Origin of the sequence: Streptomyces sp. 11-1-2 (assembly GCF_003595545.1) — a bacterium.
GTDB classification, from domain to species: Bacteria; Actinomycetota; Actinomycetes; order Streptomycetales; family Streptomycetaceae; genus Streptomyces; species Streptomyces hygroscopicus_B.
Genome location: NZ_CP022545.1, coordinates 3,321,436 through 3,333,432 on the forward strand (window position 1 = coordinate 3,321,436; position 11,997 = coordinate 3,333,432).

General features: G+C 72.4%; 13 protein-coding genes. 5 read left to right on the forward strand and 8 right to left on the reverse strand.

Features of this window, described 5'->3' with window-relative positions:
• Window positions 1-53 precede the first annotated feature (53 nt).
• Window positions 54-1,262, reverse strand: coding sequence for an ADP-ribosylglycohydrolase family protein (locus CGL27_RS13960; protein ID WP_078640837.1), 1,209 nt, complete (start codon window positions 1,260-1,262; stop codon window positions 54-56).
• 155 nt (window positions 1,263-1,417) lie between these two features.
• On the opposite strand from CGL27_RS13960, the gene CGL27_RS13965 reads away from it, so the two are divergent.
• Both CGL27_RS13965 and CGL27_RS13970 read left to right on the forward strand, forming a co-directional pair.
• Complete coding sequence (locus tag CGL27_RS13965; RefSeq protein WP_162952976.1) at window positions 1,418-1,723, forward strand: DUF6343 family protein; 306 nt, start codon at window positions 1,418-1,420, stop codon at window positions 1,721-1,723.
• Window positions 1,724-1,872: 149 nt separating this feature from the next.
• Window positions 1,873-2,079, forward strand: coding sequence for a hypothetical protein (locus tag CGL27_RS13970; protein ID WP_078640839.1), 207 nt, complete (start codon window positions 1,873-1,875; stop codon window positions 2,077-2,079).
• A 120-nt stretch (window positions 2,080-2,199) separates the two neighbouring features.
• On the opposite strand, the gene CGL27_RS13975 is transcribed toward CGL27_RS13970, so the two are convergent.
• From CGL27_RS13975 to CGL27_RS13985, 3 genes are all read right to left on the reverse strand, one after another.
• Window positions 2,200-2,568 (reverse strand): tetratricopeptide repeat protein, encoded by a 369-nt coding sequence (locus CGL27_RS13975; protein ID WP_078640840.1) that lies wholly within the window; start codon window positions 2,566-2,568, stop codon window positions 2,200-2,202.
• A 198-nt stretch (window positions 2,569-2,766) separates the two neighbouring features.
• Window positions 2,767-3,375: a dephospho-CoA kinase gene (gene coaE, locus CGL27_RS13980; RefSeq protein ID WP_078640841.1), complete on the reverse strand. Its 609-nt coding sequence runs from the start codon at window positions 3,373-3,375 to the stop codon at window positions 2,767-2,769.
• 38 nt (window positions 3,376-3,413) lie between these two features.
• Window positions 3,414-4,358, reverse strand: a complete 945-nt coding sequence (locus CGL27_RS13985) for a PAC2 family protein (RefSeq protein ID WP_078640842.1) — start codon at window positions 4,356-4,358, stop codon at window positions 3,414-3,416.
• A 287-nt stretch (window positions 4,359-4,645) separates the two neighbouring features.
• On the opposite strand from CGL27_RS13985, the gene CGL27_RS13990 reads away from it, so the two are divergent.
• Entirely contained in the window at window positions 4,646-5,125 is a 480-nt protein-coding gene (locus tag CGL27_RS13990) for a hypothetical protein (RefSeq protein WP_119986974.1), read from the forward strand.
• A gap of 61 nt (window positions 5,126-5,186) precedes the next feature.
• Here the strand turns inward: CGL27_RS13990 and rpsA are convergent, their stop codons facing one another.
• On the reverse strand, window positions 5,187-6,698 hold the full coding sequence (gene rpsA / locus CGL27_RS13995; RefSeq protein WP_078640844.1) for a 30S ribosomal protein S1: 1,512 nt from the start codon (window positions 6,696-6,698) through the stop codon (window positions 5,187-5,189).
• Between the two features lie 368 nt (window positions 6,699-7,066).
• Between rpsA and CGL27_RS14005 the strand changes: the two genes are divergently transcribed.
• Window positions 7,067-7,939 (forward strand): class I SAM-dependent methyltransferase, encoded by an 873-nt coding sequence (locus CGL27_RS14005; protein WP_119986976.1) that lies wholly within the window; start codon window positions 7,067-7,069, stop codon window positions 7,937-7,939.
• Window positions 7,924-10,554 carry an ATP-dependent helicase HrpB gene (hrpB, locus tag CGL27_RS14010; protein ID WP_240450494.1) on the forward strand — a complete coding sequence of 877 codons (2,631 nt, stop codon included), beginning with the start codon at window positions 7,924-7,926 and terminating at the stop codon, window positions 10,552-10,554. Before CGL27_RS14005 ends, hrpB begins: the two co-directional genes overlap by 16 nt.
• A gap of 109 nt (window positions 10,555-10,663) precedes the next feature.
• On the opposite strand, the gene CGL27_RS14015 is transcribed toward hrpB, so the two are convergent.
• From CGL27_RS14015 to CGL27_RS14025, 3 genes are all read right to left on the reverse strand, one after another.
• A complete protein-coding gene (locus CGL27_RS14015) occupies window positions 10,664-11,014 on the reverse strand; it encodes a hypothetical protein (RefSeq protein ID WP_237298834.1) in 351 nt (116 codons plus the stop codon).
• 23 nt (window positions 11,015-11,037) lie between these two features.
• Window positions 11,038-11,256, reverse strand: a complete 219-nt coding sequence (locus tag CGL27_RS14020; RefSeq protein WP_043240610.1) for a hypothetical protein — start codon at window positions 11,254-11,256, stop codon at window positions 11,038-11,040.
• Between the two features lie 120 nt (window positions 11,257-11,376).
• Window positions 11,377-11,997, reverse strand: a complete 621-nt coding sequence (locus CGL27_RS14025) for a hypothetical protein (protein WP_240450495.1) — start codon at window positions 11,995-11,997, stop codon at window positions 11,377-11,379.

Genomic DNA, 11,997 nt, shown 5'->3' on the forward strand with positions numbered 1-11,997 from the left:
CCGCCGCTCACCCCGCCTCCCGGGCATGGTCAGCTGAGCGCCGCCGGGCGCGGTCAGCCGAGCGGGTAGCGGTCGCGGGGGAAGACCACGTCGTCGTAAGGCTCGTACAGCTCCACGGAGCGGTGGAACTCGGAGGCGAAGTCGTCGGCGAGCTCGGCGATCGTGCCACGGCCCTCGGTCCGGGCCAGCCAGGACGGGGGAAGGCGGAGGTCGCCGAAGTGGGCGCCGAGGAGGTTGCCGCAGATCGAACCCGTCGAGTCGCTGTCGCCGGAGTGGTTGACGGAGAGCAGAAGGGCCGCCTGGACGGGGGTGCGCGGGGGCGCCGGATCGTAGCTGATCTTGCCGCCGGGGCCGTAGAGGATCTGCTGGGCGGGGGTACGGGCCAGGGCGCTGTAGACCGCGATGGCCAGCGCCTCCTCGGCGACCCAGCCGCCGCCGAGCGATTCGGCCTTCTCGGCGGTCGGATCGCCCTCGGCCGCCAGGTCGACCGCCTTACGGAGGGCGGCGGTGGTCTCCTCGTGGCGGGGGTAGCGGGCGAGGAGTTCCAGGGCGCGCAGGGTCGCGCCTTCGAGGGACTCGCCGTCGAGCAGGCACGCGATCATGGCGGCCAGGGCACCGGCCGCGTAGGAGCCCGTCGGATGGCCATGGGTAATCGTGGCGCAGCGGGCGGCGAGTTCGAAGCAGTCGCGGGGGTCGAGCCCGGTGAGGCCGAACGGCGCCGAGCGCATCACGGTGCCGCAGCCCTTGGAGCCGGGGTTCACCGGGCCGGGGGTGCCGTCCAGGGGCGCCCGCGGGGCGGGGACATGCTCCTTGGTGAGGCCGGAGAGGCAGGCGTTGCCGGGGGCGCGGCGGGCGTACAGCCAGGGCTGGGTGCGCAGCCAGCCGGTGCGGACCAGGTCGCCGGTGCCCTCGGCGGGCGGCGGCCCGGGGTGGTTCTGGGTGTCCAGCCAGCGCAGATAGGCATGGCGGACGACGGCGGTCTCGGATCCTCCGATGCCCTTGGACGAGGATCTGGCGTGGGCCCGTATCAGGCCCTCCGCCGTGAAGAGCGTCATCTGGGTGTCATCGGTGACCCGGCCCACGACTCCGCTGCCGTCCGGGACGAGGGTGGTGATGCCCGTGCCGCCATAGGTCTCACGGATCGACCGCAGGGAGAGGAACTCGATCGGATTGCCGAGAGCGTCCCCGATCGCGCCGCCCAGCAGGCAGCCGCGGATACGGGCCCGCTTGGCGGCCGATTCGTCCCATGACTGGCGGATCACTGACAGCTCCTCATCGTCCTGGTCCCATGCCGCCCCGTGCGGATGCTCCCGACATGATCTCAGGTATCGGGGGGCGCCCCTCGGCGGTAGATTCGAGAAGTCACAAAGTGGAGGAAAATAGAAGAAGGCTGCCGAAAACGGGAGATACGATGCCCATGCCGACGCGGTTGATCCGAACGGGTGACGAACCGGTACACGCGCGCAGCCCGCTGCGGATGCGGCTTGGGCTGGCCACGTGGGGGCTGCTCTGGACGCTCGGCGGCGCGGTGGCCTTCGCGGTCGTGGGCCGGCCGGGATGGGCGGCCGCGTGTGGGGCGCTCGCCGTCGTCACCCTGATCGATCTGGTCCTGGTCATCCGGCACATCCGGCAGGGGCCGCACTATCAGCCCGGCCCGGATGTGCCGCCGTACGCGCCGATCGGCGAGCGCGGGCAGAGCCGCGGGCGGCGCCGGACACCGTAAGGCGTGCACGGGGTGGCGGCCGCAGGACGTGGACGCCGTAAGGCGGGCACGGCGCTCCGGGGGTGACGGGATATCGACGGCCGGGAGCCCCGCATTCCGGGAGATACTGCCGAGTACCTGCTGAGTACCTGCCGCGACAGGGGGCCGTCATGGGGGTGCTGGCGATCGGCATCGCGCTCTGTGCGCTGGGGCTGATGCTCTCCGGAACCGGAGAGCCGTACGGGCGGCGGGAGGCGCGGCCGGGACGGGAGGCCGACCCGTACGACCTCGTCCGGCAGCGCGGAGTGGCGCTGGGGCTCGGCGGGGTGGTGCTGCTGGGCGCGGTGGTCCTCGGCGGGTTCGCCCTCTGGCGCTGACCGGGGCCGGGCCGCCGCACAGCGGCCCGGTATGGGCCGCCGCGTACGGATAGGCGGATGGGGCGGAGTCCGGGCCCGGCAAGCGCCGCGGCCCAGCCCGCGCCCCGCCTGCCCGGCCCTTCAGCCCCGCTCGCCGAACCGGGCCGCCTCGACGAAGTCCGGGCGCGGATCGAGCGCCGCGGCCAGCCGGAAGTGGCGGGTGGCTTCGGCCGAGCGGTTGGCCCGCTCCAGAGTGCGGGCCAGGGCGAAGTGGGCGAACGCGTTGTCCGGCTCGCGCTCGATGACGAGCTGGAACTCCAGCTCCGCCGAGCGCAGCTGCGCCGCGAGGAAGAACGCGCGCGCCCGCAGCAGCCGGGCCGCCGTGTTCTCGGGGTGGGAGCTGATGACGGAGTCGAGCAGCTTCACGGCGCCCCGTGGATCTCGGGCGGCGAGCAGTTGCTCGGCGGCGCGGTAGTCGATGACGTGGGTCTCGGGCGTGGGCTCGGGCACAGCCGTTTCCTTCCCCGGGTACGTGCTCGGTGATGAGGCGGTGGATCGGGTGAGGGGATGGGATGAACTGTCACGGATGATCGTTCGCTACGAGGACCACAACAATCACCCCGCACGCCGCATTCCCCGCCACGGGCGCGCGCACGCTCCGCGCCGCGCCCCGGCTCAGCCCCGCACACTCCGCGCCACGCCCCTCGCTCAGCCCTCCGCGCCGGCCGCCCGCGCCACCAGATCCGCCCAGACCTTGGTGATCTGCGGCTCCAGCGCCTCGATCGGGCCATTGTTGTCGATCACGACATCGGCGATCGCCAGCCGGTCGGCGCGGGTGGCCTGTGCCGCCATCCGGGCCCGCGCCTCGTCCTCGGCCATGCCGCGCAGCCGTACCAGCCGGTCGAGCTGGGTCTCGGGCGTGGCGTCCACGACCATGACCAGGTCGTAGAGCGGGGCCAGCTTGTTCTCGGCCAGGAGCGGGACGTCATGGACCACGACGGCATCGGGGGCGACCGCCGCCTGCAGCTCGGCGGAGCGGTCCCGGACCAGGGGGTGGATGATCGCGTTCAGCGCGCTCAGCCGCTCCGGGTCGTTGAAGACGATCCCGCCGAGTTTGGGCCGGTCGAGATGGCCGTCGGCGGTCAGCACCTCGGGGCCGAACTCGGTCACGACGGCGGCCAGTCCAGGAGTCCCCGGCTCGACCACCTCGCGAGCGATCCGATCCGAGTCGATCAGCACGGCTCCCAATGAGGTCAGGATCCGTGAGACCTCGCTCTTGCCCGCGCCGATTCCGCCCGTGAGCCCCAGCTTCAGCATGGGGCCCACGCTATACGGCGCACCGGCCGGGCCCTCGCTCAGGCTCCACCCTCGCCCTCCCGCTCGGCCAGGAACCGCTCGAACTCCGCGGCCAGTTCGTCCGCCGAGGGCAGCTCGGTCGCCTCCGCGACCAGATTGCCGCGGCTCTCGGCCCCGGCCACCGCGTCGTACTGGTGCTCAAGGCCCCGTACGAGCGCGACCAGCTCCTCGTCCCCCTCCGAGATCTGCCGCTCGATCTCCTCCTGCGTCTTGAGGGCGTCGTTGCGCAGGGCGTGCGTGGGCCCCGGCAGGACCAGCCCGGTGGCCGCGGTGATGGCCTCCAGCGCGGTGAGCGCCGCGTCCGGATAGGCCGACCGGGCCAGATAGTGCGGCACATGCGCGGCGACGCCGAGCACATCGCGGCCCGCCTCGGCGAGCCGGTACTCGATCAGGGATTCGGCGCTGCCGGGCACTTGGGCCTCGTCGAAGAAGCCGCGATGACCCGGTGTCAGATCGATGCGGTTTCCATGCGGGGTGATGCCGACCGGCCGGGTGTGCGGCACGCCCATCGGGATGCCGTGGAAGTTCACCGCGAGCCGTACGTTCAGCCGCTCCACCATCTGGCGTACGGCCGCCGCGAACCGCTCCCACTCCACGTCCGGCTCCGGCCCGGCGAGCAGCAGGAACGGGGACGCGGTCGCGTCGCGCACCAGATACAGCTCGAGCTTCGGGGTCTCGTACGCGGTCCAGCGGTCGCGCTGGAAGGTGAGCAGGGGGCGCCGGGCCCGGTAGTCGACCAGCCGGTCATGGTCGAAGCGCGCGACGACCTTGCGTGGCAGGCCGTCGAGCAGCCGCTCGACGATCTGGTCCCCCGTCTCTCCGGCGTCGATATAGCCGTCGAAGTGGTACAGCAGCACCAGCCCGGCCGAGTCCCGCGAGGCTATCGCGTCGACCTCCGCCAGCCCGCTCGGTTCCCATGCGTACAACTCCTGCGGATCTTGCACTGTGACCGCTCCTCCTTGTGTCCGCTCCGAAGAACACCGAACGAGGGCGGGGGCATTCCCCGAGCGGGAGCCGCGATGGCCCGGCGGCCGTGAACCGCGTTGCGAAGGAGCCCATTTGGGCTAACGGGAGCGGCCCGAACTCGACGTCGGCGCATTTCGCGGGGTTGACGCGCATATGCGGCACGCCTATCTTCGCCAGCCGTCAGCGGTTCATCATGTCATCCGGCGTTCACTGACCAGAACCCAGCGTGTTCACCTCTGGCCACGGCACAGGAAGGCAGCCTCCTATGCACTCCCCCGGCCGCACTCCCACCCGATTACGCACCTTCGTCACCGCCTCCGCCGCCGGGCTGGTCGCCGCCGGCGGGCTGATCGCGGCCGGCGGGCTGATCGCGGCCGGCACGACCGCGCGGGAGGCCCCCGCCGCCACCACCGCCCCGATCTCCGTGAACGACGCGGACGGGCTCAGGGAGGCCCTCGCCGGGGCCCGGCCCGGCGATACGATCCGGCTCGCCGACGGCAGGTATCGGGGCAGCTTCGAGATCACCGCCTCCGGCACCTCCGGCTCGCGGATCACCCTCACCGGCTCGCCGAAGGCGGTCCTCACCGCGAGCGGCGGCTATGGGCTGCGGCTGAACGGCGCCTCGTACTGGACCGTCAGGGGGATCACGGTCCGCGGCGGCCGGGAGGGCATCAGGATCGACGCCGCCCGGAGCGTGACCGTGGACTCCGTTTCGGTCAGCGTGCGGCGACCCGGGCATGCGTAAGGCCCGCTCCCCAGGGGAGCGGGCCTTACCCATTCAGCTGGTGCCGACTAGCGGCCGGTGATCAGCTCTGGCCGCCGGCCAGCTTCTCGCGAAGCGCGGCCAGCGCCTCGTCCGAAGCCAGGGCGCCGGAGTTGTCGGCCGACTCCGAGGAGTACGAACCGCCGCCGCCACCGGACGCCTGCCCGCCGGGCGCCGGAGCGGCGCCGCTGCCCGCCTCGGCAGCGGCCTGCTCGTCGGCCTCGCGGGACTTGATGACCTGCGCCTGGTGCTGCTCGAAGCGCTGCTGCGCCTCGGCGTACTGGGTCTCCCACGCCTCCCGCTGGGTCTCGAAGCCCTCGAGCCAGTCGTTGGTCTCGGGGTCGAAGCCCTCGGGGTAGATGTAGTTCCCCTGGTCGTCGTAGGACGCGGCCATGCCGTACAGGGTCGGGTCGAACTCGACCACGGACGGGTCGGCACCGAAGGCCTCGTTGGCCTGCTTCAGCGAGAGGCTGATGCGGCGGCGCTCGAGGTCGATGTCGATGACCTTGACGAAGATCTCGTCGTTGACCTGGACGACCTGCTCCGGGATCTCCACGTGGCGCTCGGCCAGCTCGGAGATGTGGACCAGGCCCTCGATGCCCTCGTCCACGCGGACGAACGCACCGAACGGAACGAGCTTGGTGACCTTACCCGGGACGACCTGGCCGATCTGGTGGGTCCGGGCGAACTGCTGCCACGGGTCTTCCTGGGTCGCCTTGAGCGACAGGGAGACGCGCTCGCGGTCCATGTCGACGTCCAGGACCTCGACCGTGACCTCCTGGCCGACCTCGACAACCTCGGAGGGGTGGTCGATGTGCTTCCAGGACAGCTCCGAGACGTGGACGAGACCGTCGACGCCGCCGAGGTCCACGAACGCACCGAAGTTGACGATGGAGGAGACGACGCCGGAGCGCACCTGACCCTTCTGGAGGGTGGTGAGGAAGGTCTGGCGGACCTCGCTCTGGGTCTGCTCCAGCCAGGCACGGCGGGACAGGACCACGTTGTTGCGGTTCTTGTCCAGCTCGATGATCTTGGCCTCGAGCTCCTTGCCCACGTAGGGCTGAAGGTCGCGGACGCGGCGCATCTCCACCAAGGAGGCGGGGAGGAAGCCACGGAGGCCGATGTCGAGGATGAGACCACCCTTGACGACCTCGATGACGGTACCGGTGACGATCCCGTCCTCTTCCTTGATCTTCTCGATGGTGCCCCAGGCGCGCTCGTACTGGGCGCGCTTCTTCGAGAGGATCAGGCGGCCTTCCTTGTCCTCCTTCTGGAGAACCAGGGCCTCGATCTCGTCGCCGACGGCCACGACCTCATTGGGGTCGACGTCGTGCTTGATCGAAAGCTCGCGGGAAGGGATGACGCCTTCGGTCTTGTAACCAATGTCGAGCAGGACCTCGTCCCGGTCGACCTTCACGATGACGCCGTCGACGATGTCGCCGTCGTTGAAGTACTTGATCGTCTCGTCGATCGCGGCGAGGAAGGCTTCCTCGGAACCGATGTCGTTTACCGCCACCTGCGGAGTGGTGCGGGTTGCCTCGGTGCTGCTCGTCATGTGGGAAAGGGCTCCGGTACGGACATTGAGTCGTAGGTACTGCTACGCCGGGGGCCCTTATCGCACTGCCGAAGCCGGACAGCCTTGGAGGCACCGGATCTTTCCGATTTCGAACGATCGAAAAGCCCATGCACCTCGACAACCGAGGGGACATACAACAGATGCGAGTGCGGCCTGCTCGGTCCGAGGCGCACATGCCCGCAGCGCAACTTGTAGCATACGGGGGCAGCCGGGCATGGTCAATGCACGAAGAGCACACGTGGGGATTAAGTCCCCGAACCCGGCAAATTGCATGGTCCGTACTGCGACGCGGTCTTCACCGCGCCCCGCAGCCACAGGTCGATACAGAGAGTACGACGACGCGCGCGATGGTCCAAGAACACGAGCCCAGCACCCCTGCGGAGGCGGCCGATCCGACGGCCACCCGCCGGATCGCGGACGAGGCGGAGAGCAGCCGGGCCAGCCGGGGGTGGTGGGACCGCAACGCGGACGAGTACCAGGAGGAACACGGCGCCTTCCTGGGCGACGACCGGTTCATATGGGGCCCGGAGGGGCTGGACGAGGCGGAGGCCGGGCTGCTGGGCCCGGTGGAGGCGCTCAAAGGGCGCGATGTGCTGGAGGTGGGCGCGGGCGCCGCACAGTGCGCTCGCTGGCTGGCCGCCCAGGGGGCGCGGCCGGTGGCGCTGGACCTCTCCCACCGGCAGCTACGGCACGCGCGGCGGATCGACGCGGAGGCCGCCGCCGGGGGCGGCGACGGGACGGGCGACGGGGCCGGGGTCGCGCTGGTGCAGGCGGACGCCACGGCCCTGCCCTTCCGGGACGGCTCGTTCGACCTGGCGTGCTCGGCGTACGGGGCGGTGCCGTTCGTGGCCGAGCCGGTGCGGGTGATGCGCGAGGTGCGCCGGGTGCTGCGGCCGGGCGGACGGTGGGTCTTCTCGGCGACGCACCCGATCCGCTGGGCGTTCCCCGACGAACCGGGGCCCGAGGGGCTGTCCGTCGCCGGCTCCTACTTCGACCGCACGCCCTATGTGGAGCAGGACGAGTCGGGCCGGGCCGTCTACGTGGAGCACCACCGGACGCTGGGCGACCGGGTGCGGGACGTGGTGGCCGGGGGCTTCCGGCTGGTCGACCTGATCGAGCCGGAGTGGCCCGCGTGGAACCACCAGGAGTGGGGCGGCTGGTCCCCCCTGCGGGGGAACCTCATCCCGGGCACGGCGATCTTCGTATGCGAGCGGGACTGAGCGGAATCGGAGCAGAGGCGTTGACCACTCCTGGGGACCCGCGCGCCGAGGCCCTCGACCGCCTTCCCGTGCGCGAGGCCGTGCCCGCGCTGCTGCGCGCGCTCGACGACCGCGGGGTCGCCGTGCTGTGCGCGCCTCCGGGGACCGGTAAGACGACGCTGGTGCCACTGGTGCTCGCCGGACTGGTGGGCGGCGGACCGGTGCGGCGAGTGCTGGTCGCCGAGCCGCGGCGGATCGCGGCACGGGCCGCGGCGCGGCGGATGGCATGGCTGCTGGGCGAGCGGCCGGGCGGGAAGGTCGGCTTCACCGTGCGCGGGGAGCGGCAGGCCGGCCGCGGGACCGTGGTCGAGGTGGTCACCACCGGCGTGCTGCTGCAACGGCTGCAACGCGATCAGGAGCTGACCGGCGTCGATGTGGTCGTTCTCGACGAATGCCATGAGCGCCATCTGGACGCGGACACGGCCGCCGCCTTCCTGCTGGACGTCCGGGCCGCCCTGCGCCCCGACCTCCGGCTGATCGCCGCCTCGGCGACCACGGACGCGGAGGGCTGGGCGCGGCTGCTCGGCGACGGCGGGGAGAGCGGGACGGACGGCGGGGACGGTCCTGAGGGGCCCGCGCCGGTCGTCTCGGCACCGGGCGTGTCCCATCCGGTGGAGGTGGTGTGGGCGCCGCCCGAGCGCCCCGTACGGCCGCCGCACGGGATGCGGGTGGACCCCGCCCTGCTGGACCATGTCGCGGCCGTGGTGCGGCGGGCACTGCGCGAGCGGGAGGGTGATGTGCTGTGCTTCCTGCCGGGCGTGGGCGAGATCTCCCGGGTGGCCGGGAAGCTGGGCGGGCTCGCCGGGGCGGAGGTCCTGCAGGTGCACGGGCGGGCGCCGGCCGCCGTACAGGAGGCGGTGCTGGCGGGCTCGGACGGCGGACGGCGGCGGGTGGTGCTGGCCACCTCGGTCGCCGAGTCGAGCCTGACCGTGCCGGGCGTGAGGATCGTCGTGGACTGCGGGCTGGCGCGTGAGCCCCGGATGGACCACGCACGCGGGCTGAGCGCGCTGACGACCGTAAGGGCGTCACGGGCGGCCGCCCGGCAGCGCGCGGGCCGTGCGGGGCGTGAGGCGCCCGGGGTGGTCTACCGCTGCTGGCCGGAGGCGGAGGACGCCCGGCTGCCGCGTTTCCCGTCCCCGGAGATCGCCGGCGCGGACCTTACGGCCTTCGCGCTGCAGACGGCGTGCTGGGGCGATCCGGACGCCTCGGGGCTGGCCCTGCTCGATCCGCCGCCCACCGGGGCGATGACGGCCGCCCGCGAGACGCTGACCGCGATCGGCGCCGTGGACGCCGCCGGACGGGCCACCGAGCGCGGCACCCGGATGGCCCGCCTCGGCCTCCACCCCCGCCTCGCGCGGGCGCTCATCGACGGCGCGAAGGAGGTCGGCGCACGCCGGGCGGCCGAGGTGGTGGCCCTGTTGAGCGAGGAGCCCCCGAGGGAGTACGGCGACGACCTCGCGGCCGCCTGGCGCACCGCCCGCCACGGCGGCGACCCCTACGCCGCCCGCTGGCGCCAGGAGGCCCGGCGGCTCGAACAGGCCCTGACCGGCACGGGCGACGCGCGGCCCGACGGCGCGCGTGGCGCACAGCGGGCGGCGCGCGGCGATGACGCCGTGGCGGGGCTGCTGGCCGCGCTGGCGTTCCCGGAGCGGGTGGCCCGGCGGCGCGGCGAGCGGGCGTACCTCATGGCCGCCGGGACGGGCGCGGAGCTGGGCGACGGCTCGCGGCTGGGCGGTTCGCCGTGGCTCGCGGTGGCCGTCGCGGACCGGCCGGTGACCTCCGCGTCGGCACGGGTGCGGCTCGCGGCCGTGACCGACGAGGACACCGCCCGGGCGGCAGCAGCGGCGCTGGCCTCGGAGGGTGCGGAGGTGCGCTGGGCCGACGGGGACGTCGTGGCGCGCCGGGTGGCCCGGCTCGGCGCGATCGAGCTGGTGTCCCGGCCGCTGGCCAAGCCCGATCCGGAGCTGGTGCGGCAGGCGCTGCTGGAGGGGCTGCGCCGCGAGGGGACGGGGCTGCTGCGCTGGTCGGCGCAGGCCACGGCGGTCCGGCAGCGGATGGCGTTTCTCCATCAGGAGCTGGGCGGGGCCTGGCCGGATGTCTCCGACGCGGCGCTGCTGGACCGCACGGACGACTGGCTCGGGACGGAGCTGGCGCGGGCCCGCGGGCGGGCCGATCTGGGGCGGGTGGACGCGGGACAGGCGCTGGCCCGGCTGATGCCGTGGGCCACGGGCGAGGCCGCGCGGTTCGAGGAGCTGGCGCCGGAGCGGATCGAGGTGCCGAGCGGCTCGCGGGTGCGGGTGGACTACGCCGCGGACCGGCCCGTGCTGGCGGTGAAGCTGCAGGAGCTGTTCGGCTGGCAGGAGGCGCCCCGGATCGCGGGCGGACGGGTGCCGCTGCTGGTGCATCTGCTGTCCCCGGCGGGGCGTCCGGCCGCGGTCACCGCCGATCTGGCGTCGTTCTGGAAGGACGGCTACCGCTCGGTGCGGGCCGAGCTGCGCGGCCGGTATCCCAAACATCCGTGGCCGGAGGATCCGGCGACGGCCGAGCCGACCCGGCGGACCAGCTCCCGCCGCTGAGCCGCCCAACGCCAGCCGCTGAGCCCACAACCGCCGAGCCCGCCCAACGCCACCGCTCAACCCACAACCGATGGGGGCCGCACCGGGCATCGGCGGGCCACGTCGGGCGTCAGTCGGCCCAGTCGCGCAGCCTGCGGGCGGTCTCGCCGAGCCGGAATCCGCTGATCTCCCGTATCTCGCGGACGAGTTTGACCATGCCGCCCGGCGGAGGCGTGATCGGCTCTCCCGACTCCTCCATGTACATCCGCGCGCAGGCCGCGCCGATCGTGGCGTTGTAGTCGGAGAACGGCTCGAGGATCAGCGAGGTGTGCAGAAAGGTCGCGGCGCGGGCGGCGGCCTCCTCGTAATAGGGCTCGCCCGAGAACCGCTCATAGCGGTGGCGTTCGGTCATGCAGTGCAGCGCACCCCAGTCCCGGACCGGGGTGTTCACCGGGGAGACCTCGACCTGGACGTTCAGCACCCAACCGGCGTCGACATACAGAATCACCGCATGCCGTGCGGGAACTCCCGCTCGAACTCGGGCTTGTACTCCAGGGCGAACTTCACGGCACCCTCGACGAAACGCTGCTTCTGACGCCGCCGGACCACGTCCTCGGTCAGTATGTCGTGCGCCAGGCGCTTGATCGCGACGCCCTTCTCCCTCGCCTCGGCACGCAGCTCGGCCAGCTCCTGCTCGGTGAACTCAATCGTGATGCCAGGCATGGGCGGCATGCTAGCCACGCCTCCGCCCTGATCACTACCGGCTTGGCCACCACGAGCGAATCGCGGGGACGCAGGTTGACGCGGGGCTTGACACGGCGATTGACGCGACGGCCGCGCCGCTCAGCACTCCAGCCTCAGGGCGAACTGCTCGCCCGTCGGGAACGGTTCGTCCACGGGGTGCGGTCCGACCCATATGAGCGCCTGCTCGAAGGTCATATACGAGCCGTTGTCGACGCACTGGCCGACCACCACCGCATTGCCGCCGCAGCGCCAAGCGGCGTAGTTCCACGGGTGGTCGCCCTTCTCGTCCCGCACGACGGTCTCCGGCTCGCCCAGGCGCTCGCCGAAGGCGTCCACGGCGGCGCGCCACCGGCCGTCGAAGACGGAGCGGTCGGCGTCGCGGTGGAAGACCCATGCGGGGTCCTCGGAGTGGTACTCGGCGAGCCAGTCGATATTGCCGCTGAGCCCGTCGGCCTGCAACTCCGCGTCGAAGTCGTCCGGCTCGTAGTAGTAGCAGAACGGGATCAGGCATTCGGTGTCCGCGTCATCGGGCCCGCCGAACCACTCCGGGCGGACATAGTGCCCGGTGTTGGTGGCGTGCGAGGACGAATGGGAGCCGTCGGGCACCCAGCCGAAGCGCTCGGCGGCGGCCGCCGTGGCACCCGGAGTCCATTCCAGGCGCGCCAATTCGACGATATGGCCGACGAGTTCGGGCCCCGGGACGCAGCTGTTCACTGGCAT

Bases quoted from the DNA above. Each gene is read 5' to 3' on its own strand.
- rpsA (WP_078640844.1), bottom strand. From the start codon at position 6,698: ATGACGAGCAGCACCGAGGCAACCCGCACCACTCCGCAGGTGGCGGTA.
- CGL27_RS13965 (WP_162952976.1), top strand. From the start codon at position 1,418: ATGCCGACGCGGTTGATCCGAACGGGTGACGAACCGGTACACGCGCGC.
- hrpB (WP_240450494.1), top strand. From the start codon at position 7,924: ATGCGAGCGGGACTGAGCGGAATCGGAGCAGAGGCGTTGACCACTCCT.
- coaE (WP_078640841.1), bottom strand. From the start codon at position 3,375: ATGCTGAAGCTGGGGCTCACGGGCGGAATCGGCGCGGGCAAGAGCGAG.
- CGL27_RS13990 (WP_119986974.1), top strand. From the start codon at position 4,646: ATGCACTCCCCCGGCCGCACTCCCACCCGATTACGCACCTTCGTCACC.
- CGL27_RS14020 (WP_043240610.1), bottom strand. From the start codon at position 11,256: ATGCCTGGCATCACGATTGAGTTCACCGAGCAGGAGCTGGCCGAGCTG.
- CGL27_RS14005 (WP_119986976.1), top strand. From the start codon at position 7,067: ATGGTCCAAGAACACGAGCCCAGCACCCCTGCGGAGGCGGCCGATCCG.
- CGL27_RS13970 (WP_078640839.1), top strand. From the start codon at position 1,873: ATGGGGGTGCTGGCGATCGGCATCGCGCTCTGTGCGCTGGGGCTGATG.
- CGL27_RS14025 (WP_240450495.1), bottom strand. From the start codon at position 11,997: ATGCCAGTGAACAGCTGCGTCCCGGGGCCCGAACTCGTCGGCCATATC.